The 24,011-nt window shown below is 63.8% G+C and carries 26 protein-coding genes; 18 read left to right on the forward strand and 8 right to left on the reverse strand.

What is annotated here, in order from left to right; genetic code table 11:
- The first annotated feature begins 8 nt into the window (after positions 1-8).
- The 6 genes from folP (at position 9) to R4P70_RS09170 (ending at position 4,099) form a co-directional block, all read left to right on the forward strand.
- Positions 9-908, forward strand: coding sequence for a dihydropteroate synthase (folP, locus tag R4P70_RS09145; RefSeq protein WP_317830700.1), 900 nt, complete (start codon positions 9-11; stop codon positions 906-908).
- Positions 905-1,846, forward strand: a complete 942-nt coding sequence (locus R4P70_RS09150; protein ID WP_019749363.1) for a glucosyl-3-phosphoglycerate synthase — start codon at positions 905-907, stop codon at positions 1,844-1,846. Before folP ends, R4P70_RS09150 begins: the two co-directional genes overlap by 4 nt.
- A 32-nt stretch (positions 1,847-1,878) precedes the next feature.
- Positions 1,879-2,256: a DivIVA domain-containing protein gene (locus R4P70_RS09155; RefSeq protein WP_019749362.1), complete on the forward strand. Its 378-nt coding sequence runs from the start codon at positions 1,879-1,881 to the stop codon at positions 2,254-2,256.
- Positions 2,256-2,825, forward strand: a complete 570-nt coding sequence (locus tag R4P70_RS09160; protein ID WP_019749361.1) for a DNA-3-methyladenine glycosylase I — start codon at positions 2,256-2,258, stop codon at positions 2,823-2,825. The genes R4P70_RS09155 and R4P70_RS09160 overlap by 1 nt, the downstream gene beginning before the upstream one ends.
- 151 nt (positions 2,826-2,976) lie before the next feature.
- Complete coding sequence (locus tag R4P70_RS09165; protein WP_003945169.1) at positions 2,977-3,144, forward strand: DUF3117 domain-containing protein; 168 nt, start codon at positions 2,977-2,979, stop codon at positions 3,142-3,144.
- Positions 3,145-3,259: 115 nt separating this feature from the next.
- The gene (locus R4P70_RS09170; protein WP_070386684.1) at positions 3,260-4,099 is read left to right on the forward strand and encodes a putative RNA methyltransferase; all 840 of its coding nucleotides are present in this window, start codon (positions 3,260-3,262) and stop codon (positions 4,097-4,099) included.
- 6 nt (positions 4,100-4,105) lie between these two features.
- Here the strand turns inward: R4P70_RS09170 and glgA are convergent, their stop codons facing one another.
- The gene (gene glgA, locus R4P70_RS09175) at positions 4,106-5,278 is read right to left on the reverse strand and encodes a glycogen synthase (protein ID WP_070386685.1); all 1,173 of its coding nucleotides are present in this window, start codon (positions 5,276-5,278) and stop codon (positions 4,106-4,108) included.
- Between the two features lie 132 nt (positions 5,279-5,410).
- On the opposite strand from glgA, the gene glgC reads away from it, so the two are divergent.
- The gene (glgC, locus tag R4P70_RS09180) at positions 5,411-6,625 is read left to right on the forward strand and encodes a glucose-1-phosphate adenylyltransferase (RefSeq protein WP_003945185.1); all 1,215 of its coding nucleotides are present in this window, start codon (positions 5,411-5,413) and stop codon (positions 6,623-6,625) included.
- Here the strand turns inward: glgC and R4P70_RS09185 are convergent.
- On the reverse strand, positions 6,622-7,257 hold the full coding sequence (locus R4P70_RS09185; protein WP_007736091.1) for an O-methyltransferase: 636 nt from the start codon (positions 7,255-7,257) through the stop codon (positions 6,622-6,624). The genes glgC and R4P70_RS09185 overlap by 4 nt on opposite strands.
- Positions 7,258-7,587: 330 nt before the next feature.
- Here R4P70_RS09185 and sigE point away from each other — a divergent pair, with 330 nt between their 5' ends.
- The 4 genes from sigE to tatB all read left to right on the forward strand — a co-directional run bounded on the left by sigE (position 7,588) and on the right by tatB (position 10,639).
- Positions 7,588-8,184, forward strand: a complete 597-nt coding sequence (sigE, locus tag R4P70_RS09190) for an RNA polymerase sigma factor SigE (protein WP_029255812.1) — start codon at positions 7,588-7,590, stop codon at positions 8,182-8,184.
- Positions 8,185-8,236: 52 nt separating this feature from the next.
- Entirely contained in the window at positions 8,237-8,596 is a 360-nt protein-coding gene (locus R4P70_RS09195; protein ID WP_020970204.1) for a hypothetical protein, read from the forward strand.
- A 97-nt stretch (positions 8,597-8,693) separates the two neighbouring features.
- A complete protein-coding gene (locus R4P70_RS09200; protein WP_047889716.1) occupies positions 8,694-10,172 on the forward strand; it encodes a S1C family serine protease in 1,479 nt (492 codons plus the stop codon).
- Positions 10,173-10,246: 74 nt separating this feature from the next.
- The gene (tatB, locus tag R4P70_RS09205; protein WP_003945177.1) at positions 10,247-10,639 is read left to right on the forward strand and encodes a Sec-independent protein translocase protein TatB; all 393 of its coding nucleotides are present in this window, start codon (positions 10,247-10,249) and stop codon (positions 10,637-10,639) included.
- Positions 10,640-10,702: 63 nt separating this feature from the next.
- Here the strand turns inward: tatB and R4P70_RS09210 are convergent, their stop codons facing one another.
- The 5 genes from R4P70_RS09210 to R4P70_RS09230 all read right to left on the reverse strand — a co-directional run bounded on the left by R4P70_RS09210 (position 10,703) and on the right by R4P70_RS09230 (position 16,223).
- Positions 10,703-11,839: an Mrp/NBP35 family ATP-binding protein gene (locus R4P70_RS09210; protein ID WP_003945178.1), complete on the reverse strand. Its 1,137-nt coding sequence runs from the start codon at positions 11,837-11,839 to the stop codon at positions 10,703-10,705.
- Positions 11,840-11,863: 24 nt separating this feature from the next.
- Positions 11,864-12,727 carry a lytic transglycosylase domain-containing protein gene (locus R4P70_RS09215; RefSeq protein ID WP_003945171.1) on the reverse strand — a complete coding sequence of 288 codons (864 nt, stop codon included), beginning with the start codon at positions 12,725-12,727 and terminating at the stop codon, positions 11,864-11,866.
- Positions 12,728-12,872: 145 nt separating this feature from the next.
- Positions 12,873-14,267: a lytic transglycosylase domain-containing protein gene (locus R4P70_RS09220; protein WP_317830701.1), complete on the reverse strand. Its 1,395-nt coding sequence runs from the start codon at positions 14,265-14,267 to the stop codon at positions 12,873-12,875.
- Between the two features lie 130 nt (positions 14,268-14,397).
- Positions 14,398-14,940 (reverse strand): DUF1003 domain-containing protein, encoded by a 543-nt coding sequence (locus R4P70_RS09225; RefSeq protein ID WP_003945067.1) that lies wholly within the window; start codon positions 14,938-14,940, stop codon positions 14,398-14,400.
- Positions 14,937-16,223, reverse strand: coding sequence for a magnesium transporter MgtE N-terminal domain-containing protein (locus R4P70_RS09230; RefSeq protein ID WP_019749352.1), 1,287 nt, complete (start codon positions 16,221-16,223; stop codon positions 14,937-14,939). The genes R4P70_RS09225 and R4P70_RS09230 overlap by 4 nt, the downstream gene beginning before the upstream one ends.
- 72 nt (positions 16,224-16,295) lie before the next feature.
- Here R4P70_RS09230 and R4P70_RS09235 point away from each other — a divergent pair, with 72 nt between their 5' ends.
- The 6 genes from R4P70_RS09235 (at position 16,296) to R4P70_RS09260 (ending at position 22,391) form a co-directional block, all read left to right on the forward strand.
- Positions 16,296-17,258: an HpcH/HpaI aldolase/citrate lyase family protein gene (locus tag R4P70_RS09235; protein WP_020908461.1), complete on the forward strand. Its 963-nt coding sequence runs from the start codon at positions 16,296-16,298 to the stop codon at positions 17,256-17,258.
- Positions 17,259-17,364: 106 nt separating this feature from the next.
- Positions 17,365-17,859 (forward strand): general stress protein, encoded by a 495-nt coding sequence (locus tag R4P70_RS09240; protein WP_003945065.1) that lies wholly within the window; start codon positions 17,365-17,367, stop codon positions 17,857-17,859.
- Positions 17,860-18,085: 226 nt separating this feature from the next.
- Positions 18,086-19,423 (forward strand): ABC transporter substrate-binding protein, encoded by a 1,338-nt coding sequence (locus tag R4P70_RS09245; protein WP_317830744.1) that lies wholly within the window; start codon positions 18,086-18,088, stop codon positions 19,421-19,423.
- A gap of 80 nt (positions 19,424-19,503) precedes the next feature.
- On the forward strand, positions 19,504-20,385 hold the full coding sequence (locus R4P70_RS09250; protein ID WP_044480569.1) for a carbohydrate ABC transporter permease: 882 nt from the start codon (positions 19,504-19,506) through the stop codon (positions 20,383-20,385).
- 1 nt (position 20,386) lies between these two features.
- The gene (locus tag R4P70_RS09255; protein ID WP_019749348.1) at positions 20,387-21,217 is read left to right on the forward strand and encodes a carbohydrate ABC transporter permease; all 831 of its coding nucleotides are present in this window, start codon (positions 20,387-20,389) and stop codon (positions 21,215-21,217) included.
- Between the two features lie 4 nt (positions 21,218-21,221).
- Entirely contained in the window at positions 21,222-22,391 is a 1,170-nt protein-coding gene (locus tag R4P70_RS09260; RefSeq protein ID WP_019749347.1) for an ABC transporter ATP-binding protein, read from the forward strand.
- 3 nt (positions 22,392-22,394) lie between these two features.
- Here R4P70_RS09260 and R4P70_RS09265 read toward each other — a convergent pair whose 3' ends face one another.
- A complete protein-coding gene (locus R4P70_RS09265) occupies positions 22,395-22,631 on the reverse strand; it encodes a hypothetical protein (protein ID WP_007736112.1) in 237 nt (78 codons plus the stop codon).
- 126 nt (positions 22,632-22,757) lie between these two features.
- On the opposite strand from R4P70_RS09265, the gene R4P70_RS09270 reads away from it, so the two are divergent.
- Positions 22,758-24,011 (forward strand): sensor histidine kinase, encoded by a 1,254-nt coding sequence (locus R4P70_RS09270; RefSeq protein WP_317830702.1) that lies wholly within the window; start codon positions 22,758-22,760, stop codon positions 24,009-24,011.

A 24,011-nucleotide genomic window follows, 5' to 3' on the forward strand; every position in this document is an offset into this window, starting at 1 on the left:
TGAGTGGCATGTCTTCACTCTCCGGTTCTACCGCGCAGCCAGGTCCGGCGCCCACCCTGTGTGGGCGTCCGGTCGCGGTCGACCGTGCACTGGTGATGGCGATCGTCAACCGCACTCCCGATTCCTTCTACGACCAGGGCGCGACGTTCTCGGATTCGGCAGCGATGGCCGCCGTCGACAGGGCCGTCGACGAGGGCGCCGATCTGGTGGACATCGGGGGAGTGAAAGCCGGGCCAGGTGACCTCGTCGACGCCGACGAGGAGGTCAGGCGAGTCGTTCCGTTTGTCGCCGCGATCAGAGCCAAGTACCCCGAGCTGATCATCAGCGTCGACACCTGGCGGAGCGGCGTCGCGAGGTTGGCACGCGACGAAGGCGCCGACCTGATCAATGACACGTGGGCGGGTGCGGATCCGGAACTCGTTGTGGTTGCCGCCGAGACTGGTGCCGGGATCGTCTGCTCGCACACGGGTGGCGCGGTTCCGCGCACCCGCCCGCACCGTGTCCGCTACGACGACGTCGTCACAGATGTGGTCACCGAGGTCGTGTCGGCGGCAGAACGCGCCCTGGCACTCGGAGTGCCGCGTGACGCGATTCTGATCGATCCCACTCACGATTTCGGTAAGAACACCTTCCACGGGCTCGAGTTGTTGCGAAAAGTGGACGTTCTTGTAAACACCGGGTGGCCAGTGCTGATGGCGCTGAGCAATAAGGACTTCATCGGGGAGACTCTTGGTGTGGAGCTTTCCGAGAGGTTGGAGGGAACATTGGCAGCGACAGCAATGGCCGCGGCTGGCGGCGCCCGGGTGTTCCGTGTTCACGAGGTGGCGTCCACCCGTCGAGTAGTCGACATGGTGGCCGCGATCCAAGGACGCCGTGCCCCGGTACGTACGGTTCGAGGTCTGGCATGAGCATCACCGGTGCGGGCCCGACCCGCGTATGGGCAGAAGCCAACAGTTGGGACCATCCGAGTTGGACGGTCGCCGAACTCGAACGGGCGAAGGGTGGCCGAACCGTCTCGGTGGTGTTGCCCGCGCTCAACGAAGAGGACACCGTTGCTGCGGTGGTCGACACCATTCATCCGTTGCTCGGTGGTTTGGTCGACGAGTTGATCGTTCTCGATTCCGGTTCGACCGACCGTACCGCCGAGCGTGCTCGCGCGGCGGGGGCGACGGTGATCAGTCGTGAGAGCGCAGTCCCGTCCATCCCGCCGACCGCGGGCAAGGGTGAGGTGCTGTGGCGTTCGGTCGCCGCAACGACCGGCGATCTGATCGCATTCGTCGACTCCGATCTCATCAATCCCGATCCGGCGTTCGTGCCCAAACTGCTGGGGCCGCTGCTCACGGTGGACGGCATCCATCTGGTGAAGGGCTACTACCGCCGTCCGCTGCGCGTGAGCGGCACGGAGGACGCCAACGGCGGCGGACGAGTCACGGAATTGGTTGCGCGGCCCATGTTGGCTGCGCTGCGGCCCGAACTCACGTCGGTACTGCAACCATTGGGCGGTGAATACGCGGGCACCCGTGAGCTGCTGTCGGCTGTTCCGTTTGCGCCCGGCTACGGCGTCGAGATCGGCCTTCTGCTCGACACGTACGACACGTTGGGGCTGGCGGCGATCGGTCAGGTCAATCTCGGTGTGCGCAAGCATCGCAACCGGCCGCTCGCCGACCTCGGCGTGATGAGCCGGCAGATCATCGGAACGATGCTCCGGCGGTGCGGGATCGAGGATTCGGGTGCCGGGTTGACCCAATTCCTGGTCGACGGCGATTCTTTCGTGCCCGAGACCACTGAGGTTTCGCTACTCGATCGACCCCCGATGAATTCGATAGTGCGCACCGCGGGGGTCTGACCGCTCACACTCGGGTATGGGAGTATCGGTTCATGATGACGATCCTCCTGTACCTGATTGTCATGGCACTGGTCGGCGCGATGATCTTCCTCGCCGCCAGCGCTGTGTTCGGGCGCTCGGAAGAGCTGCCGCCGCTGCCTCCTGGCACGACGGCGACCGTACTCCCGGCAGAGGACGTCACCGGGGCGGATGTCGACGCTCTTCGTTTTCAGCAGGTGTTGCGTGGATACAAGGCGAGTGAAGTGGATTGGGCCCTGCATCGCCTCGGGTTGGAAATCGATTCTCTGCGTGCGCAACTGGGCCGTGACGAGAAGTCCGAGGTTCTGGTGAAGGCGGATGCTCCGGCCAAGGCCGAAGCAACGCAGGAGGCGCCTGAGACCGAATCCGAAGCGAAGGATTCCCAGGGCTGATGGCAGACGGACTGGTTCGGTGCGGCTGGGTGGTCGAGACGCCCGGTGACTCGCTGTACCGCGACTATCACGACGAGGAGTGGGGGCGTCCGCTGCACGGGCGCGACGAACTGTTCGAGCGGCTCGCCCTCGAAGCATTCCAATCGGGGCTTTCTTGGATCACGATTCTGCGCAAACGCGAGGCGTTCCGCGAAGCCTTCGACGGGTTCGATCCGGACAAGGTCGCAGCGTACGGAGTTGCGGATGTGGAGAGATTGCTCTCCGATGCCGCGATCGTCCGCAATCGCGCGAAGATCGAGGCGACGATTTCCAACGCCCGAGTGCTCGTGAATTCACCCGATCTGGACCTCGATTCGTTACTCTGGTCGTTCTCGCCGCCTCGACGCACCAGACGACTGACATCAATTGCAGAGGTTCCGGCGGTCACTCCGGAGTCGACTGCCATGGCTAAGGAACTCAAGCGACGCGGGTTCAAGTTTGTGGGTCCTACCACGGCTTATGCGCTCATGCAGGCTACCGGAATGGTCGACGATCACGTGGCTGATTGCTGGGTTCCGGCGCAGGTGTGACGGTCGACTGAACACCCCTAAATGTGACTCAGATTCCCGGTTCCTGCATCCATAGGGAACAATGGAGGGTACGAGCCTCGCTGATTGTTGGCGGGGCGCACCGTTAGTCGAGGCGCAGAGCAATGCAGCGCAGATCTGGAGGGAGCAGAGGATGGCGGCCATGAAGCCCCGGACCGGGGACGGTCCCCTCGAAGCAACCAAAGAGGGACGAGGAATCGTCATGCGGGTTCCACTCGAGGGTGGCGGACGCCTCGTCGTCGAGCTGACCCCGGATGAAGCTGCAGCGCTCGGTGTGGAACTCACGAACGTCACCAGCTAGTCGGGTCCAGGTTGTAGCAGTACGAACAACAGCACGTGATTGCACGCAGGCTCCGTATCCGTTTCGGTACGGGGCCTGAAGTGTGCGCACCGCCGGTAGCCGAAAGGACGGATCAATGCTTGCCGCCGTGGTCGATCTACTGTCCTGCCCGCAGTGCGCCGCAGAGCTGGAATTGGTGGACGGCGCCGCCGAGTGCGATCGCGGACATCGATTCGACGTCGCTCGCCAGGGTTACGTGAGCCTGATCAGTGGCGGTGCCACGAAGTTCACCGGCGACAGTGCCGAGATGATCGCCGCGCGTGCACGACTTCTCGGCGCCGGCCACTTCGGCCCGCTGATGGATGCCGTTTCCCGGGCCTGCGCGACGACGGCAGGGGCGGATCCTGCGCGGATCGTCGAAATCGGTGCAGGCACAGGACAATACCTCGCACACGTCGTGGATTCGCTGCCTGATTCTCGGGCAATAGCCTTGGACGTGTCCAAGTTCGCGGCACGGCGAGCGGCGAAGATCCACGAAAGGATCGGCTCGATCGTCGCGGACGTCTGGCAACCACTTCCGATTCGAGACGGAGCGCTCTCCCACGTGCTCTGTGTGTTCGCTCCACGCAACGGTCCGCAGTCCCATCGAGTTCTCGCCGATGACGGCGTTCTGGTGGTCCTGACGCCCACCGACAGGCATCTGCGCGAGCTGATCGACATTCTCGAGATGGTCAAGGTCGACGATCGCAAGGTGGAACGTCTCGAATCGTCGATGGCCGGCTTGTTCGAGCGCGTGAGCAGCGACGAGGTCGAGTTCACGATGTCACTCTCACACCAGGACGTCCTCGACTTGGTGGGGATGGGACCGTCGGCGAGGCACCTGACGCCCGCCGATCTGGCTGCCGCCGTGGCGAAGCTGCCGCAGCCGAGCACCGTCACCGCGTCGGCGACGGTCTCGACCTATCGCAAGATCTGACGCGGATCAGCGTCTCGTGACGGCGTCCGCGTAGACCTCGAGCGTCTGCTTGGCGATTTCGGCCCAGGAGAACTCGTCGATCGCACGGATTCTGCCCGCACGACCCATCGCGTCGGCGCCTTCTCGGTCGGCGACAACGGCATTGACGGTGGCAGCGAGTGATTCCTCGAATGCGTTCGGCTCGTAGGCGTTGTAGTGCACGAGTCGTCCGGTGACGCCGTCGGCGACCACCTCGGGGATACCGCCGACATCGGAAGCGACCACGGCGGTCTCACACGCCATGGCTTCGAGATTGACGATTCCGAGGGGCTCGTACACCGAAGGACAGACGAATACCGTTGCTGCCGAGAGTATTTCCCTGATCTGCTCGGTTGGGAGCATCTCGCGCACCCAGTAGACATTGCCCCGATGTCTGGCGAGTTCGGCCACTGCCTTCTCCGTTTCGGCGGCGATCTCCGGCGTATCGGGAGCGCCGGCGCACAGCACGAGCTGAATCTCCGGGTCGAAGTGGTGTGCTGCCGCGACGAGGTGCCCGACGCCCTTCTGCCTCGTGATCCGTCCGACAAAGGCCACGATGGGTTTTGCGGGGTCGACGCCGATCGACGCGAGTGCGGACGGCGCTCCCGGCGCAGATCCCCCGGGATGCCATACCTCGGTGTCGATTCCGTTGCGCACTACGTGAACGCGACTCGGATCGACGGCGGGGTACGCGTCGAGGACGTCGAGTCGCATACCTGAACTGACGGCGATGATCGCGTCTGCGTGCTCGACGGCGTTGCGTTCGGACCACGACGAGATCCGATAGCCGCCGCCTAGCTGTTCGGCCTTCCACGGGCGTCTGGGCTCGAGTGAGTGCGCGGTGAGGATGTGCGGCACGTCGTAGAGAGCCGACGCGAGATGTCCGGCCAGTCCGGTGTACCAGGTGTGGGAGTGGACGATGTCGACACCGGCCGCGGCGTCCGCCATCCGCAACTCGGTGGAGAGCGTCGTCAAGGCTGGGTTGGATCCGGCGAGAGCGGGGTCGGGAGAGTGGACGATCGCGCCTTCGCGCGGGGCGCCCATGCAGTGCACGTCGACCTCGCACAACCGCTTCATCTGAGCGACGAGCTCGGTTACGTGTACTCCTGCGCCGCCGTAGATCTCCGGCGGGTATTCCTTGGTCATCATTGCGACTCGCACGCGCTAAACCTAACCGCCCGTGGTCGATCCGGCTACCGATCGCGTCATCCCCGACCGTTCGGAGGGGGACACGATCGGACCTCTCGGACTGCTTCGCTAGCGGGAGTTCACCAGTGCGGATAGGTTAGCGGTGTGAGAAGCCAGCCGCATGTGCTTGGAATCGTGCTCGCCGGGGGCGAGGGCAAACGCTTGTATCCGCTGACCGCGGACAGAGCGAAGCCCGCAGTGCCCTTCGGAGGTGCATATCGACTTATCGACTTCGTGTTGAGCAACCTTGTCAACGCGGGATATCTGCGTATTTGTGTGTTGACGCAATACAAGTCACATTCACTCGACCGTCACATTTCGCAGACGTGGCGATTGTCCGGGTTCGCGGGTGAGTACATCACTCCGGTCCCGGCCCAGCAGCGGCTCGGGCCGCGCTGGTACACCGGCAGCGCCGACGCAATCCTGCAGTCGCTCAATCTCGTTTACGACGAGGACCCCGAGTACATCGTGGTTTTCGGTGCCGACCACGTGTACCGGATGGATCCGGAACAGATGGTGCAGCACCACATCGAATCCGGGGCAGGCGTGACGGTCGCGGGTATTCGTGTACCGCGAAGTGAGGCTTTCGCTTTCGGCTGCATCGACAGTGACGAGTCCGGACGCATCACGCAGTTCCTGGAAAAGCCCGCCCATCCTCCCGGCACACCGGACGACCCAAATTCCACGTTCGCGTCCATGGGTAACTATGTGTTCACCACCAAAGTGCTCGTGGACGCCATCCGGGCTGATTCCGAGAACTCCGATTCCGACCACGACATGGGCGGAGACATCATTCCCGCCTTGGTCGCGGCGGGTGAGGCGTCGGTCTACGACTTCAAGGACAACGTCGTTCCCGGCGCTACCGATCGAGACCGCGGTTACTGGCGTGACGTCGGTACCCTCGACGCCTTCTACGACGCTCACATGGACCTCGTGTCGGTGCACCCGATCTTCAATCTCTACAACCGTCGCTGGCCCATCCGCGGCGCCACCGAGAATCTTGCGCCCGCCAAGTTCGTGAAGGGCGGACTCGCTCAGGAATCAGTGGTCGGTGCGGGGTCGATCCTGTCCGCGGCGACCGTGCGCAATTCGGTACTCAGTTCCAACGTGATGATCGAGGACGGTGCGACCGTCGAGGGCAGCGTGCTGATGCCGGGTGTGCGCATCGGCAAGGGCGCCGTCGTGCGGCGCGCGATCCTCGACAAGAACGTCGTGGTCGGTGACGGCGAAATCATCGGCGTCGATCTCGAACGTGACCGCGAACGATTTGCCGTCAGTCAGGGTGGCGTCGTCGCCATCGGTAAGGGCGTCTGGATCTAGAGCTTGCTCGCGCAGAGGAGGCCGTCGCCGAGGGGGAGGAGGACTCGAATGAGTCGCTCGTCCTCGGTCACGGCCTTTGCTGCTTCTCGGACCGCAACCGTTGTCGCGTCGCGAGCGGAGCTGTCGGCAACGCGGCCGTCGGCCAGGGCGTTGTGCAGAACGATGACACCGCCGGAGCGCAGCAGGCGGACACCTTCGCGGACGTAGTGGGGGTGGTCGATCGCGGCGCAGTCGACGAACACCAGGTCGTAGCCGCCGTCCGCGAGCCGGGGAAGTACGTCGAGAGCCCGTCCGTTGATCAGGCGAGTGCGTGCCGGAGCGATTCCGCTTTCGCGGAAGGTCAGCTTGGCCGCCCGCTGGTGTTCGGGCTCACTGTCGATCGTGGTCAGGACGCCGTCGTCGCGCATGCCGTGCAGAAGCCACAGGCTGCTCACGCCGGCTCCGGTACCCACCTCGACGGCCGTCTTCGCGTCGAGCATCCTCGCGAACATCGCGAGCGTCGCACCGACGGCGGGCGTCACCGGATGGGCTCCGAGATCCAGCGCTCGATCTCGCGCCGCGGTCAAAATCTCGTCCTCGGAAACTACGTCCTCGACGTGGCGGAGTATCTGTTCGGCGTGGGTCACGCTCATGAGGTTATCGGGCGGTTCGGATTGTCGCTGCAAGGCGCGCAGTCACCAGGATTCTCAGGAATCCCTCAGGCTCCTCATATGGCGTGCACACCGCGATGAGAAAAGGTGTATACATCGCCGGATCGAAGATCGCACGGCGGTATCGATTTTTACCAAGTTGGTCTTTCGCAGCTCGGTGATCGGGAACAAATCACAGCAACGGCTGGTTCTCCCGGATATCGCGCATTACGTGATTCGGACAACGCGGTGATCGAACTACGCGATCCCGAGCAGGAGGATCAACTTATTTACCAGGTCAACGACGAGCCTCGCCCTCGAGAGTCGGAAGTTTTGACGACGGAATCGGCTGTGGATTCCGAATTGATCGGCACTGCTGTGTTCGATGCAACTGGTGAGAAGTCCTCCATGCCGTCTTGGGACGAACTCGTGCGTCAGCACGGTGACCGGGTGTACCGCCTGGCCTACCGGTTGTCAGGCGATGCCCAGGACGCCGAGGACTTGACGCAGGACACCTTCATTCGGGTGTTCCGCTCGCTCTCCGATTATCAGCCCGGAACTTTCGAGGGCTGGTTGCACCGCATCACCACAAACTTGTTCCTCGACATGGTTCGCCGACGCAACCGCATCCGTATGGAAGCGCTGCCCGAGGACTACGACCGCGTTCCCTCACCCGGTCCGGACCCCGAGCAGATCTACCACGACGCGCGCCTCGACGCAGGTCTGCAGGCCGCACTCGACTCACTCGCACCTGAATTTCGCGCCGCTGTTGTGCTCTGTGACATCGAAGGTCTGTCGTACGAGGAAATCGGTGCCACACTGGGAGTGAAGCTCGGAACGGTTCGTAGCCGTATCCATCGTGGGCGACAGGCGATTCGTGATCATCTGGCAGCGCAGCGCGCAGCCGAATCCGAACTCGTCGGTTTCTGACGGTCGGGTTCGAGCTACAGAGCGGGACGTGGTCAATCACCTGGAGGGACGAATGACGGAGGCGCGGGCACATCGCCAGTTCGGTTCGACCGAACATCTGGCCAGCGAGGCAATCGCTGCCTACGTCGACGGAGAACTCCGAATGCAGGCCTACTTGCGGGCCTCGCATCACATCTCGATCTGCGCCGAGTGCGCTGCGGCCGTCGATGCTCAGCAGCAGGCACGTGGTGCGCTGCGTCGAAGCGGCGAGATGACGATGCCGTTGTCCCTGGTTGGACTTCTCAGTCAGATTCCCTCGTGCAACAGTCCGACCACCGGACCCAATTCGGAAAACGCCGACGGTTCCGTCGGCAATCAGCCCGCAGGCTTTTCCACCATCAGCAAGCGGTTGTCCCGTCGCTGGCGCAAATGACACCGCGCGCTGGCGCAAATGACGCCGCGCGCCAGCTTCCCGGCACGGATCAGTGATACTGGACAACGTGACTGACGGAAAGAGGGGGCATTCCGGAGTGAGCTCGGATTCTTCGGCAAGCGGTTCGGCGGATCGACCGGCAGATGCGCCGGTGCTCGATCCTCGGCCGGTGTACCGACCTCAGATCGATCCGGCCTCGCGCCAGGTGTTCGGTCGACCGAGTGGAGTCGAGGGCTCGTTCACTCCGATTGCCACGCGATCGACCCCGTCTTCCGATGTCGTGATCGGGAATCCGGACCCAGTTCTGGCCGAAGCGTTCGGTCGACCCGCTGACGCCACCGAGTCGATCGGTCGCGATCCCGAGGCGTCGGCGAACAACACACCCGACGAAGAACCCCCGCGTGATCCGTGGCGCGATCCTGAATCCGAGGTCTCGCTGGGCAAGCCTGCAGAGTCCGAGGCGCCGGTGCAGTTGCCTCCCGCCCAGAAGCTCGACGTGCGTGAGCTGCTGTTCGGTCGCAAGGTCGCCCCCTCGGCACTGGCCGCGCTCGCGGGCATGGCACTTGTCATCGCCCTTGTCGGCGGCTTGCTCGCCACTGTCATCACCGCCGATCGCAGTTCACTCACCAGCTCACGTGTCACGCTCGTTCAATCCGGCGGCGGTGAACAGCCGGAGTCGCAGGTGGCGAAGGTCGCCGACGCAGTGTTGCCTTCCGTGGTGTCGATTCAGGTCGCCGTCGGTGACCAGGGCAGTACGGGTTCCGGTGTGGTCATCGACGGCGCCGGATACATCGTCACCAACAACCACGTGATCTCCTCGGCCGTACCGCCTGCTCAGGACGCGAAGATCCAGGTGATCTTCTCCGACGGAACCAAGACCGACGCCCAGATCGTCGGACGTGACGTCAAGACAGACCTCGCGGTGCTCAAGGTGTCGGCCAACAATCTGACGGTCGCTCAGCTCGGAAAATCCGAGGATGTTCAGGTCGGCGACGACGTCGTCGCCGTCGGCTCACCGCTCGGATTGAGCAAGACCGTCACCCGCGGGATCGTCAGTGCGCTGAACCGGCCTCTGCGTTTGTCGGGTGAAGGCACCGACACCAACGCCGTCATCGACGCCGTCCAGACCGATGCGGCGATCAACCACGGCAACTCGGGTGGTGCACTCGTCGACGACGAAGCCCGCGTCATCGGTATCAACACGGCCATGCTCAGCGAGTCCGGTGGTTCGGTCGGGCTCGGCTTCGCGATCCCGATCGATACGGTCACCGAGGTGGCGCAGACCATCATTCGCGACGGCAAGGTTCATCACCCCGACATCGGCGTGAATGCCCGCACCGCGGTCAACGACGCGACCAGCGGTGCTGCGGTGGCCAACGTCCGCGACGGCAGCCCAGCTCAACGTGCGGGGATCGTCGAGGGTGACGTCATCGTCAAGGTCGGTGACCGACCGGTGACGAGTGCCGACGAACTGGTGGTTGCGGTCAACGCGACGACCGTCGATCAGCCGGTCAACGTCCAGTTGATCCGCGACGGACGGCAGGTCGACATTTCGGTCACGCCGGTGTCCGACTGATCGGACCCTGCGATCTTCCTGTGAGGTTGATCCGGACATGCGCGCACCGAGCGAGCACACAGTAGGCTGACCCTGTGTTTGGCAACATCGGTTGGGGCGAGTTCATGATCCTCCTCGTAGCGGCTCTGGTCATCTTGGGACCTGAGCGGCTTCCTGGTGCGGTCTCCTGGGTCACGAAGTCCCTGAGGCAGGTGCGCGAATATGCTTCGGGCGCTTCCAATCAGCTCAAGGAAGAACTGGGCACCGATTTCGAGGATCTGCGTAAACCACTCGCAGATCTGAACAAGCTGCGCGGAATGACGCCGCGCGCTGTGATCACCCAGCACCTTCTCGACGGCGACGACTCCATCTTCACGGGCAACTTCGACAAGAAGCCGCAGAGCGGAGTGCAGGAGCCGAAGACGCTGTCGAAGGACAAGCCACTCACCGCGGGCGAACGTCCTCCTGTGGACTTCGACGCAACCTAGATTCGACATACGAAAGGGCGCCTCTCACCGATCGGTGACAGGCGCCCTTTCGCATGCGGGGTTCTACAAGTTGCGAACCGTATTGATACCGAGCGACATTCCGGCCAGCCCGCGCTGACGGACGGCCAACTTGTCGGCGATGTCCTTGAGTGCGATGGCCGCGGGTGAATCGGGAGCGCTGAGGACGATCGGCGTCCCGGCGTCGCCTGCCTCGCGGACGGACGGGTCCAGCGGAATCTGTCCGAGAAGCGGAACCTTGGCGCCGACGGCCTTCGTGAGGCGATCGGAGACGGTCTGCCCGCCGCCTTCGCCGAAGACGTCCATGCGGGTGCCGTCGGGAAGTTCGAGCCACGACATGTTCTCGACGACGCCGGCGACGCGCTGGCGGGTCTGCAGGGCGATGGCGCCCGCTCGCTCGGCGACCTCGGCAGCGGCCTGCTGCGGTGTGGTGACGACCAGGATCTCGGCGCTCGGGATGAGCTGAGCCACCGAGATGGCGATGTCACCGGTGCCGGGCGGCAGATCGAGCAGCAGCACGTCCAGATCGCCCCAGAACACGTCGGCGAGGAACTGCTGGAGTGCGCGGTGAAGCATCGGTCCGCGCCAGACGACAGGAGTGTTGCCCTGGGTGAACTGCGCGATGGAAATCATCTTCACGTCGTGTGCAACCGGCGGCATGATCATGCGCTCGACCTGAGTGGGCTTGGCGTCGGTGCCGAGCATGCGGGGGATCGAGTGACCGTAGATATCCGCGTCGAGTACGCCGACAGACAGTCCGCGCGCGGCCATTGCTGCCGCGAGATTGACTGTCACACTGGACTTTCCGACGCCACCCTTGCCGGAGGCTACGGCGTAGACGCGGGTGAGTGAACCCGGCTGGGCGAACGGGATGACGGGTTCGGCGGAATCGCCGCGAAGCGACTTGCGGAGCTCGGTCCGCTGAGCGTCGTCCATGACGTCGAGTTCGACGCGGATCGCACCGACCCCGGCGACGTCGGCGACGGCCTTGGTGACGCGTTCGGTGATCTCGGTGCGCATCGGGCAACCGGCGGTCGTGAGATAGATGCCGATGTCGACGCTGTTGTCACTGGAGAGGGAGATCCCCTTGACCATCCCCAGCTCGGTGATGGGTTTGCGGATCTCTGGGTCCAGAACTCGCGCGAGCGCGGAGCGAACGTCGGACTCGGTCAGTACAGACATGACTCCATGGTAAGTCCAGGTAGGTCAGTGGATGCGCGGCAGGTCCGATGCGGCGGGCACGATGCCGGTGGAGTACCCGAGCGACCAGGCCAGAACGTTGGCAACGTAGGCGGCCGAGTTGTTGTAGCGGTGGATCGCGGAGGCAACCTGGGTGACGTCCTGCATGTTGAGTCCGCCGTCGCACAGGTACTTGCCGGTGGTCAGTGCGGAGTCGAAAAGGTTCTGGGGGTCGGCGATTCCGTCACCGTTGCCGTCGCCGGCGTACTGGTTCCAGGTGGACGGGATGAACTGCATCGGGCCGACCGCGCGGTCGTAGACGGTGTCGCCGTCGAGGGCGCCGCCGTCGGTGTCCATGATGACGGCCTGGCCGGGAAGGCTGCCGTTGAGTGGCAGGCCGATCACGGGCTTGTAGAGGTTGCCGTTCGCGTCGGCGTCCTTGCCGTCGTTGGCGTGGCCGGATTCGACGCGGCCGATACCGGCCAGGAGTGTCCAGTGCATGTTGCAGTTGGGCTTCTCGACGGCGAGGATCCGCTCGGCGTTCTGGTATGCGGCGACGCTCACGCTCGGGATTCCGAGTGCGCCCTCGGCCATGGAGGCTGGGAGCGGGGGAGTCGCCTGCACGGGAGCCAACGGCGCGGGTTCCGGCGCGGGGGCGGGAGCAGGCTCGGCGATTGCTTCGACGGCGGGCAGAATCTGCGCTTGCGGTTCCTGCGTGGCTTGCGCGGCAGTGTCCACCGTTTCGGCGGAGCTGGTGTTGAAGAACGGAACCTTGGGAGCGGCGCCGGCCGTGTTGGCTGCGGTGACGAGTCCGATAGGGATGAGTCCGGTGAGCGCGATGACCGAATTTCGACGGATGTGCGAATCTGTCTTCTTGCTGTGCCGACCCACTGTGTATGCCTCCTGAACCTCCGCGAGGAGGTTTTCCGTTCAACTGACGGAGTCGAGGCTACCTGATTTGTTGCGCTTCCGTTATTCAACCGTGATCTGGAAGGGCAGTTTGGGGCATATGCACTGTTCTTTCGTGATTTTTTGGTTACAGAGCGGGCATGCCGGGAAGGCCCGGGAAGAACGGCGCGAATGCCGGAGCCGGGGCCGGTTCCGGTGCGGGGGCCGGTGCGGGTGACGGAGCGGGCTCAGGCGACGGGGCAGCCGGCGGCGAAGATTCCGCGGGCGCTGCGTCGGTGGTGGCGGCTACTGCCATTCCTGGGACCGTGCACGGCAGAAGGATGCCGTCCTGTAAGGCGTCGAGTGCTGCTGGATCCGGAAGGATCACGCACATGTCGTCGGGCCAGCGCCATCCCTCAGCCGTCAGAATCGGCCAGACGAGACCCCGTGAGGTGAGGACGGGGAGCGGGATGATCGGACCGGGAGCCGCGTTCCGGGCGGCGTTGGGTCCCGGAGTGGGGCTGGTCGGCGTTACTCCCGGCGGGATCAGTGCCTGGATCTCGGGTGAGAGCGCGGGCATGTCGGGCAGGCCTGGGAAGAGAGGGGGGGTGGTGGTCGGAGTCGTCGACGCAGATTCCTTGTCGCCTGCCGCCGGGTCGGTAGCTGCAGCAGCGGCGAGAACGGCCGAAGCGGCGGAGTCTGCCGAGGCGGCGGCGTTGATCGCCGAGCTGCCGGTGTTGATGCCGGTGGTGTACGGGAGCTGACCGGAAGGAATGACACCGTTCTTGTATGCCGTCGACCACATGATCACGTTTGCCGCGTAGGCGGCCGAGTTGTTGTACCGCAGAACAGCTTTGGTCTCCTGGGCGACATCGCGCAGGTTGAGTCCGCCGCTGCAGAGGTACTTCGCTGCCGAGAGCGCCGCATCGAAGACGTTGTTGGGGTCCTTGATTCCGTCCCCGTTGCCGTCGCTGGCATAACCGGCCCAGGTGGCCGGAATGAACTGCATCGGCCCGACAGCGCGGTCGTGGGTCGGGTCTCCGTCGATCGCTCCCTTGTCGGTGTCCCGAATGACTTCGTTGCCTGCCAGCCGTCCGTCGAGGACAGGGCCGAGGATCGGGGTGACCGTCGTACCCACCGACGTCGTCTTGCCGCCGTTGGCGTGACCGGATTCGATGCGTCCGATGCCGGCCAGGAGATGCCAAGGGATGCCGCAGCCCGGCGCCTCGGTCATCATCACCAGTTCGGCGGATCGGTACGCGTTCAGAACGATCTCGGGGATGCCCAGAGAAGTGAGGACGACGGCCGCAGCGTTGGGCGCTGCCGGAGCGCCGGCGACCGTATCGCTGGGTGGGGCCGATCGTTGCGTTCGGACGGTGCGGGGCGTCGGGAGGAAGTCGACAGAGTCCGGCTGCGCAACGGAGGCGGAGCCTGCGAGGGCAATGGGGACCTGCGACCCGCCGGATGGTGCGCTTCCGGCCGTGAGGGCTGCTGGACCTGTTACGACAAGCAGTCCCCCCACCAGTGTGGATGCTGCAATCATTCCGCGTACTCGCACGATTCCCCTTTGCTGGTGCTCCCGCCTCGGAGTACCCACCGTGATAATCCATCCTGCTGTGACTTACGTTACATATCGGTCACGGTGCGTGCAGCAAAACTCAGCGAACGCTCAGCTAGTTGTGACTTTGTTTCGCAGTATTCGAGTCACGGTGCTTCTTCTTCGGGGTCGGTTCGCCGTCGGCGGCAAGGATCGACTTGATCTCCTCGAGCTCCCGCCGCAGGTAGTCGCGGGTGGCGACCTCGCCGACGGCGATGCGCAGCGCCGCGAGTTCGCGAGCGAGGAATTCAGTGTCCGCTTTGGTTTGCTCGGCGCGTGAGCGGTCCTCCTCGAGCGAGACCCGGTCGCGATTCTCCTGACGATTCTGGGCCAGGAGGATCAGCGGCGCCGCGTAGGCAGCCTGGGTGGAGAAGGCGAGGTTGAGCAGGATGAACGGATACGGGTCCCACTGCAGAGCCACCGCGAACACGTTGATCAGGATCCAGACGATCACGATGATCGTCTGGATCGCGAGATAACGCCCGGTACCGAGGAAGCGGGCGATGCGTTCACTGACGCGTCCGACAGCTTCGACGTCGAAATCGAGATTGAACCGGCGGCTTCCGCGAGGCGTTTCCAGTCGTTGCCGTGCGGTCGTGCTCGACGCCCGTTCGCTCATCGGAGTAGTTCCTCGTCGTCGGAGTAATCCTCACGCCAGTCTTCCGGCAGGAGGTGATCGAGCACGTCGTCGACTGTCACGGCCCCGATCAGGTGGTTCTCGTCGTCCACGACCGGCCCGCACACCAAGTTGTAGGTCGCGAAGTATCGGGTGACCGACGCCAGCGAGTCGTCCGGCGCCAACCGGGGCATGTCGGTGTCGAGTATTCCGCCCACAAGGCTGGCGGGAGGCTCGCGGAGAAGCTTCTGCAAGTGGACGCAGCCGAGATACCGCCCGGTCGGAGTCGCCGTCGGCGGACGTACGACGAAGACCATGCTCGACAGCGCCGGGGTCACGTCGTAGTTGCGGGCGCGGGCAAGGGCCTCGGCGACGGTCGTCGAGGCCGTCAGTACCACCGGTTCGGGCGTCATCAGACCACCGGCAGTGTCCGGGGAGTGCTCGAGCAGGCGTCGAACAGGTTCGGAATCCTGCGGGTCCATCAACTGCAACAGTGATTCGGCTTCGGTCTCGGGCAGCTCGCCCAACAGGTCGGCGGCGTCGTCGGGATCCATCGCTTCGAGTAGATCGGCGGCACGTTCGACTTCCAGGTGCATCAGCAGATCGGTCTGGTCGTCCGCCGGCAGTTCCTGCACGACGTCGGCGAGGCGTTCGTCGTCGAGCGCCACGGCCAGTTCGTGGCGGCGCTTCTCCGGCAGTTCGCGCATGGCGTTGGCCACATCGGCGGGTCGCATCCCTTCGTACTGCAGAAGGAGGTGAGCTACGCCCTGGCCGGGGAGCGAGAGATCGCTCTGGGTGAGGCCGGCGACGTGCTGCCAGTCGACGATGTGAATCGCCGCGCGTCGACCGAGGCGTCCGCGATGGCCGCGAACCGCGACCTTCGAGACGACCCAGTCTCGCGTTCGCGTCGATTCGATCCCGAGGTCGACGACTATCGTGTCGACGCCGTGAAGCTCCTCGAGTTCCGGGTCGTCCACGCGCACATGCGAATCGAGTACCTGCGCCAGCGCGAGTACTTCACCCGGCCGCTGGTTGAAGCGCCGCAAACTGACGTTGCCCGTGGTCAGGGTGACCGCACTCGGCTCGATGGCTGTCACGCGGAGCATCGGAACGAAAATGCGTTTGCGCGTGAACATTTCGATCACCAGACCGAGAACCCGCGGTTGCTGGCGTCCGATACGGACCGTGATGACGACGTCGCGCACACGACCGATCGATTCGCCGTCCGGGCCGAGTACAACCAGGCCGGCAAGCCTGGCTGCAAATACCTTGCCTGCTGCTGCCATGATTGCAAGGCTAATTCGTCCAGCGTCAAAATCTGCAACGGCGCCACCGAAAATCGAGAAGGGCAGTCCGCAATGACTTCACGCAACCGTTCCCGTCGATCGGTATTGGCAGTTCCCGGCAGCAGTCGGAAGATGATCGACAAGGCGAAGGGATTGCCCGCCGACGAGATCTTCCTCGACCTCGAAGACGCGGTGGCGCCGTTGGCGAAGCAGGCGGCACGAGAGTCGATCGGCGACGCGCTGGCCGAGGACGGGTGGGGCAAACAGGTCAAGGTCGTCCGGGTCAACGACTGGACCACCGAATGGACGTATGCCGACGTAGTGGAGGTGGTCGGCCGCGCCGGAGCGCATCTGGACGCCATTCTGCTGCCCAAGGTTCCCGACGCGAGTCACGTCCAGGCACTCGATTTGTTGTTGACGCAGGTCGAGAAGGCCAACGGTCTCGAGGTCGGCAAGATCGGAATCGAGCCGCAGATCGAGAACGCGATCGGCTTGACCAACATCGACGCGATCGCCACCGCGAGTCCCCGCGTCGAGGCACTCGTGTTCGGCCCGGCCGACTTCATGGCGAGCTTGAACATGCGAACTCTGGTCGTCGGTGAGCAACCGGACGGCTACGACCGCGGTGACGCGTATCACCACATCTTGATGACCATCTTGATGGCCGCACGTGCACACGGCGTCCAGGCGATCGACGGTCCGTACCTCCAGATTCGCGACGTCGAGGCTTTCACTCGGTCGGCGGCGCGGACGGCAGCGCTCGGCTTCGACGGCAAGTGGGTTCTGCATCCCACGCAGATCGAGGCGGCCAACGAGGTGTTCAGTCCGCGCCAATCCGATTACGACCGTGCAGAACTCATCTTGGACGCGTACGCGTTCCACACCTCGGCCGCCGGAGGAGGGCGGGGCGCCGTCATGCTCGGCGACGAGATGATCGACGAGGCGAGTCGCAAGATGGCACTGGTGATTTCGGCCAAGGGCCGCGCCGCGGGGATGACGCGCACGTCGGAATTCACGCCGCCCGAACACGCCTGACGCTCGCATAGCCGAACGAATCAGGTCTGTAAAGGGCACAATAGGGGTAGATGTACTTGCGTCATCCGCGCGGATGACGTGCCCGAAAAGAGGAGCGCAGCCAGCCATGTCCAATCCGCTCGGTCAATCGTCGAATGGGTCGCGCCGTGGAGCGTTGCCGACACCGCCTTCGGGATGGCCCATCGGGTCGTACCCCACCTACGCCGAGGCGCAGCGCGCAGTCGATTACCTCTCCGATCAAGAATTCCCGGTTCAGGACGTCACGATCGTCGGCGTGAACCTGATGCAGGTCGAGCGCGTTCTCGGCCGGTTGACGTGGGCCAAGGTGATCGGTGGTGGCATCGTCTCCGGTGCCTGGCTCGGTGTCTTCTTCGGCCTGGTGCTCGGAATCGTCACCGGCGGGTTCCTCGCTCCGCTGATCGCGGGCATCGTGGGCGGCATCATCTTCGGTGTCATCTCCACGACCATCCCGTACGCCGCGACGCGTGGGCAGCGGGACTTCGCCTCGACGATGCAGTTGGTCGCCGGACGTTACGACGTACTGTGTGAGCCCAAGACGGCGGAGTCTGCGCGCGACCTGCTCGCCAAGCTCGCCATCTGACATTCTCGCTCGGGCTGCCAACTTGTGTGATCTCGGTTACTTTATGTACACGCGGGCGAGGCAGTACTCCTTCCCGTGACCGTTTGCCGGACAAGGAAATAGGTCCCTTCTCCGGGAAAAGTGCCGATGTGTGGTGCGTCGGCCAGCCGAATCGACTGTGCCGTCTCGCCGCCCGAGGAGGACGGCTGTGCAGAACAAGAGATTGCAGGCGGGGCAGAAGAAGAAATTGAGGGTGGGGCTGCTCAGCGCGGCGACATTGTTGTTGGCGCCCTTGCTCAGTGCGTGTGGATCAGACAATGACGACGGCGTGGTGCTGTCCTTCTACACCGCCGCCGACGGCGCCGAGCAGTATGCGGAGGCCGCCGCCAATTGCTCGGCGGCGTCGAACGGCGCGTACCGGGTCGAGCAGAAAACTCTGCCCAAGGGTGCCGACGACCAGCGACTTCAGTTGGCCCGGCGTCTGACCGGTAATGACAAGTCGCTCGATCTGATGACGCTCGACGTGGTGTGGACTGCCGAATTCGCCGAAGCCGGATGGGCATTGCCGCTTCCTGACGACGTGGCGTCCGAGGTCAGCAACGGGACTCTCGAGGGTCCGCTGGAGTCGGCGAAGTGGCAGGACCAGCTCTATGCGGCACCATTGAACACCAACACCCAATTGCTCTGGTATCGAAAGGATTTGATGCCGGACGGGCAACCACCCCAAACCTGGGATCAGATGATCGACATCTCCGAAGGCCTGGCCGCGGAGGGGCGCCCCAGCTGGATCGGTGTGCAGGGCAAGCAGTACGAAGGATTGATGGTCTGGTTCAACACCCTTCTCGCCAGTGCCGGCGGATCGGTGGTGGGGCCGGACGGAACAACCGTGACGGTGGCCGACGGTGATGCTGCCCAGCAGGCGCTGACCGTCATGAAGCGCGTCGCTACCGCGAAGGGTGCGGATCCCTCGATCTCGCAGGGGGATGAAGCGTCGTCGCGACTGGGTATGGAGAGCGGCAAATCTGCCTTCCAGGTCAACTGGCCGTTCGTGCTGCCCGGCATCATGGAGAACGCCGAGAAGGGCGATCTGCCGTACATCGACGACAAGGGCAACGTCACCAGTGAGAACACCGGAAACACGGTGCTCACGGTGAACGGAGAACGGAATTTCCTTGCCGCTCCGTATCCCTCGGTGATCGAGGGTAAGCCGGCCGAGGTCACGATCGGTGGCTTCAACGTAGCGGTGGCCAAGACCAGCCAGCATCCGGACCTCGCGTTCGAGGCGCTCACCTGTCTGCGTAACGAGGAGAATCAGCGCAACAACGCGGTAGCCGGTGGCGTTCCGCCGACTCTCGAGAGCCTGTACGACGACCCGGCGTTCCAGGAGGCGTACCCGGCGTGGCGTGAGGTTCGCGACAGCCTGGACACCGCTTCGGTTCGTCCGGTTTCTCCTGCCTATCAGAGTATTTCGACGCTCATCACTGCCACGCTGAACCCTGTTGGAAACATCGATCCGGAATCGACCGTGAACGATCTTGCCGAGCAGGTACGTAAGGCAGTCAATTCCGAGGGGTTGATTCCGTGACGATCGACAGCGAAAATTCGGGAGCTGCACCAACAGTCGCGACGCCCTCGCCGGAGCCGAAGCACTCCGCGAAGTCGAAGATGTCGGACGGAAAGGCGGCCGAGCGTCGCCTCGGTCTCTGGCTGGTGGCCCCGGCCGCGATTCTCATGATCGCGGTGACCGCATATCCGGTGGTCTACGCCGTTTGGCTGAGTTTGCAGCGCTACGACCTGCGCTTCCCGGATCAACGAAAGTTCGTGTGGTTCGACAACTACGTGTCGGTGCTGACCGACGGTTACTGGTGGCAAGCGTTCGCGGTGACGACGTCGATCACTGTCGTCTCGGTCGTCATCGAGTTCGTTCTCGGACTGACCATCGCACTGGTGATGCACCGAACGATCGTGGGTAAGGGGCTCGTCCGCACCGTTGTGCTCATCCCGTACGGCATCGTCACCGTCGCGGCGGCATACAGCTGGTACTACGCGTGGACGCCGGGGACCGGCTACCTCGCCAATCTCCTGCCCGACGGCAGTGCGCCGCTCACCGACCAGATCCCGTCGCTCGCGATCATCGTCCTTGCCGAGGTCTGGAAGACGACGCCGTTCATGGCGCTGCTCCTGCTGGCCGGCTTGGCGCTCGTGCCCGATGACCTTCTCAAGGCGGCTCAGGTGGACGGCGCCGGCGCGTGGACCCGGTTGGTACGCATCATCCTTCCGCTGATGAAGCCCGCCATCCTCGTCGCTCTGCTGTTCCGGACACTCGACGCATTCCGCATCTTCGACAACATCTACGTGCTGACGAAGGGAGCGAACGACACCGGGTCGGTGTCGATTCTGGGTTACGACAATCTGTTCAAGGCATTCAACCTGGGCATCGGATCCGCGATCAGCGTGCTGATCTTCGTGTGTGTGGCCGTGATCGCGTTCATCTTCATCAAACTTTTCGGTGCTTCGGCTCCCGGATCCGATACGGAAGGACGCTGACATGACCGTGACTCCCAGACTCAAGATCAGCTGGTCCGTCGTCAACCTTCTGGTCTTGCTGTACGCGCTGGTTCCCGTCCTGTGGATCGCCAGCCTGTCCTTCAAACCGGCCGGAACGATCAAGGACGGCAAGTTCATTCCGGAGAAGTGGACCCTGGACAACTACCGAGGAATCTTCGACACCAGCGCCTTCACCAGTGCTCTGATCAACTCCATCGGTATCGGACTCATCTCGACGGTCATCGCCGTGGTGATCGGGACCATGGCGGCGTACGCCATTGCGCGCCTGGATTTTCCGGGCAAGAAGCTGCTGGTGGGTGTTGCACTGCTGATCGCGATGTTCCCGCAGATTTCATTGGTGAGCCCGTTGTTCGACATCGAACGACGGCTCGGACTCTTCGACACCTGGGCCGGACTCATCTTGCCGTACATCACCTTTGCGTTGCCGTTGGCGATCTATACGCTCTCGGCGTTCTTCAAAGAGATTCCGTGGGAACTCGAGAAGGCGGCTCAGATGGACGGCGCGACGCCGGGTCAGGCGTTCCGGAAGGTGGTGGCTCCACTGGCCGCGCCCGGTATCGTCACTGCGGGCATCTTGGTTTTCATCTTCTGCTGGAACGATCTGTTGTTCGCGATCTCGTTGACGTCGACCGAACGCTCCATCACCGCCCCTGCGGCCATCGCGAACTTCACCGGCGCTTCACAATTCGAGGAGCCCACCGGGTCGATCGCCGCGGCCGCCATGGTCATCACCATTCCGATCATCATCTTTGTTCTGTTCTTCCAACGTCGTATCGTGGCCGGGCTTACTTCCGGCGCAGTGAAGGGATAAGCCTGTGGCCGAGATCGTGCTGGACAAGGTGACCAAGCTGTACCCGGACGGAGCCAAGGCGGTCAGTGATGTCGACATCACCATCGCCGACGGAGAATTCATCATTCTCGTGGGCCCCTCCGGTTGTGGAAAATCCACGACTCTCAACATGATTGCCGGGCTGGAAGACATTTCGACCGGTGAGTTGCGGATCGCGGGTGAACGCGTCAACGAACGCGCCCCCAAGGACCGCGACATCGCGATGGTGTTCCAGTCGTATGCTCTGTATCCGCACATGACGGTGCGCCAGAACATCGCGTTCCCGTTGACCTTGGCGAAGATGTCCAAGGACGAGATCAACGCCAAGGTCGACGACGCGGCGCGGGTCCTCGACCTCACCCAGCATCTCGATCGCAAACCGGCGAACCTGTCGGGCGGTCAGCGTCAGCGTGTCGCGATGGGACGCGCAATCGTGCGCAGCCCGAAGGCGTTTCTCATGGACGAGCCGCTTTCCAACCTGGACGCCAAACTGCGCGTGCAGATGAGGACGGAGATCGCCCGTCTGCAGCAGCGACTGGGTACGACAACGATTTACGTGACCCACGACCAGACCGAGGCGATGACGCTCGGCGATCGGGTAGTCGTGCTGCGCGGCGGAATCGTGCAACAGATCGGTGCGCCGCAGGAACTCTACGATCGTCCGAACAATCTGTTCGTGGCGGGGTTCATCGGGTCCCCGTCCATGAACTTCTTCCCCGGACAGTTGACGGCGGACGGCGTCAGCACGCCGATCGGCGATGTTCGCCTGCCCGCGGCGGCGCAGTCGAAGATCTCGGGCAGCGGCTCGGGCAAGGACGTCGTGGTCGGTATCAGGCCGGAACATTTCGAGGACGTGGCGCTGGTCGATGCAGCGCAGAAGCCGCACGGTGGGACGTTCACCGTCGACGTCGACGTGCTGGAATCGATGGGTTCCGACAAGTACGCGTATTTCCTCGCTGGTGGCCCCGCCGTCAATTCTCGTGAACTCGAGGAACTCGCCGCCGATTCGGGAACGGCCGTCGCTGGTGGCGGTCAACTGGTTGCCAGGCTCTCGTCCGAGTCCACCGTGGCCCAGGGCAGGTCTATCGATCTGTGGTTCGATCCCGCCAAGATCGCAGTGTTCGACGGCGGTACGGGAGCCAATCTGCTGCTGTGACCGTTACCCGGGCAAGGTGACCGAATACGTCGCGCCCCAGGGGAGCGGTACCTGTTCGGGGCCGGGCGCTGCGTCGGCTGGCTCGGGTAGGGGGACCAGGCGGCCGAATTGTTCGTGATGGGTGGAGGCCGGGGCGGCTTGCGCTGTCCCGGCGACCACGGCGATCGGCGCCGCTGCCAGGGCGCCGGCGACGGCAAATCGAGTGGCGATGCGGCGCTTGCTTGCTCGGGTCGAGATCATGAGCACTCCTGCGTGGTTTCGAGGTTCGGTGAATGCTGTGCCATTCACGGTATTGCGGGTTGATTGTGAAATCTCGTGTGCGAAGCTCATTCACAGGGAACTGGGATGGGCGGCACAGGAGGACAGATGAACGAATCCTCGGTACGAACCGAGCACCTGCCCGGCGGCCCGGACCTCGAACGGATCATGCGCGAACACGCCTACCGCGGTGCGTACCTCCAACTGACGGTGCGCGGCGCTCTGGTGCTGTTCATCGCCCTGACACTGATCTTCGTCCCGCCGATGAACGACGCGGGATGGTGTTTCGCGATTCTGGGCGCCTATGCCCTCTGGTCGGCAGCCGTGGCGCTGTGGATCCGCAAAGGCGGCACCGGCCCGGTGACAATGATCTGGCTCGGCTTGTTCGTCGACCTCGCCGTGCTCGCAACTCTGACATTGCTGACCGGTCTCGCAGCCGAGCAGAGTTGGACCGCCGACATCTTGAGCAACGGGCTCTTCGTCATTCCGGTACTTGCGTGTACGCAACTGCGGACGGACGTGTGTGTCGGCGTCGTTGCCTGCACGATCGGTGTGTTTTTTGCTTCCAGTTGGGCAACGATGACTTCGAATTCCGAGCCGTGGCCGTCGATCCTGCTGAGTACCATGGCCTTGGCCGGGGTGGGTGCGGGCGCAATCGGATTGACTCGGATTCAAAGATCACGAGTGTTGACCATCGGGCAGCTCGTCGGGCATCGCACGAGCCTTCTGGCCGAACTCATGGGGCTCGAGCAGCGTGAGCGCACAGAACTGTCCGAGCAATTGCACGACGGGGCGCTCCAGTACGTTCTCGCGGCGCGGATGGATCTCGACGAATTGGCAGGCAGTGCGGAACCCGTCGCATTGGCGCGAGCTGGGAAAGCGCTCGGTGAAGCGACAACGCTGCTGAGATCGTCCGTCTCGGAACTGCATCCCACAGTTCTCGTCCACGTTGGCCTTGCCCGCGCGATCGGGGACCTCGCGCGCTCGGCGCAGGGACGCGGCGGAGTGGTGGTCCACGTCGACACTTCGGGCTGGAACGACGATTTACGCACGTCTGCCGACGAGGTCTTGTTCGGCGCCACTCGAGAGCTTCTGGGCAACGTCGTCAAACATGCCGGCGCGCAGAACGTCCGGATCGAGCTTGCACGACTGGACCACCGTGCGGTGCTCGTGGTCTCGGACGACGGTCGGGGGATCAGCGCCGATCGGATTGCCGAACGACGGGCCGCCGGGCACATCGGACTGCTCTCGCACGAACTGCGTGTGGTTGCCGCTGGTGGCTCGTTCTCGGTCGGACCGGGTGAAGAGTCCGGAACCCTCGCGCGAGTCGAGATACCGTTCGAGATCGTCACCGCCCCCTGA

The organism is Rhodococcus sp. IEGM 1241 (assembly GCF_033142365.1).
In the GTDB taxonomy this organism is placed as follows: Bacteria; Actinomycetota; Actinomycetes; order Mycobacteriales; family Mycobacteriaceae; genus Rhodococcus_F; species Rhodococcus_F erythropolis.

Excerpts from the sequence above, each read along its gene's own strand:
- folP (WP_317830700.1), top strand. The coding sequence starts at position 9 with ATGTCTTCACTCTCCGGTTCTACCGCGCAGCCAGGTCCGGCGCCCACC.
- R4P70_RS09150 (WP_019749363.1), top strand. The coding sequence starts at position 905 with ATGAGCATCACCGGTGCGGGCCCGACCCGCGTATGGGCAGAAGCCAAC.
- R4P70_RS09155 (WP_019749362.1), top strand. The coding sequence starts at position 1,879 with ATGATGACGATCCTCCTGTACCTGATTGTCATGGCACTGGTCGGCGCG.
- R4P70_RS09160 (WP_019749361.1), top strand. The coding sequence starts at position 2,256 with ATGGCAGACGGACTGGTTCGGTGCGGCTGGGTGGTCGAGACGCCCGGT.
- R4P70_RS09165 (WP_003945169.1), top strand. The coding sequence starts at position 2,977 with ATGGCGGCCATGAAGCCCCGGACCGGGGACGGTCCCCTCGAAGCAACC.
- R4P70_RS09170 (WP_070386684.1), top strand. The coding sequence starts at position 3,260 with ATGCTTGCCGCCGTGGTCGATCTACTGTCCTGCCCGCAGTGCGCCGCA.
- R4P70_RS09185 (WP_007736091.1), bottom strand. The coding sequence starts at position 7,257 with ATGAGCGTGACCCACGCCGAACAGATACTCCGCCACGTCGAGGACGTA.
- R4P70_RS09195 (WP_020970204.1), top strand. The coding sequence starts at position 8,237 with ATGACGGAGGCGCGGGCACATCGCCAGTTCGGTTCGACCGAACATCTG.
- R4P70_RS09210 (WP_003945178.1), bottom strand. The coding sequence starts at position 11,839 with ATGTCTGTACTGACCGAGTCCGACGTTCGCTCCGCGCTCGCGCGAGTT.
- R4P70_RS09220 (WP_317830701.1), bottom strand. The coding sequence starts at position 14,267 with ATGATTGCAGCATCCACACTGGTGGGGGGACTGCTTGTCGTAACAGGT.
- R4P70_RS09225 (WP_003945067.1), bottom strand. The coding sequence starts at position 14,940 with ATGAGCGAACGGGCGTCGAGCACGACCGCACGGCAACGACTGGAAACG.
- R4P70_RS09230 (WP_019749352.1), bottom strand. The coding sequence starts at position 16,223 with ATGGCAGCAGCAGGCAAGGTATTTGCAGCCAGGCTTGCCGGCCTGGTT.
- R4P70_RS09235 (WP_020908461.1), top strand. The coding sequence starts at position 16,296 with ATGACTTCACGCAACCGTTCCCGTCGATCGGTATTGGCAGTTCCCGGC.
- R4P70_RS09240 (WP_003945065.1), top strand. The coding sequence starts at position 17,365 with ATGTCCAATCCGCTCGGTCAATCGTCGAATGGGTCGCGCCGTGGAGCG.
- R4P70_RS09250 (WP_044480569.1), top strand. The coding sequence starts at position 19,504 with ATGTCGGACGGAAAGGCGGCCGAGCGTCGCCTCGGTCTCTGGCTGGTG.
- R4P70_RS09255 (WP_019749348.1), top strand. The coding sequence starts at position 20,387 with ATGACCGTGACTCCCAGACTCAAGATCAGCTGGTCCGTCGTCAACCTT.
- R4P70_RS09265 (WP_007736112.1), bottom strand. The coding sequence starts at position 22,631 with ATGATCTCGACCCGAGCAAGCAAGCGCCGCATCGCCACTCGATTTGCC.
- R4P70_RS09270 (WP_317830702.1), top strand. The coding sequence starts at position 22,758 with ATGAACGAATCCTCGGTACGAACCGAGCACCTGCCCGGCGGCCCGGAC.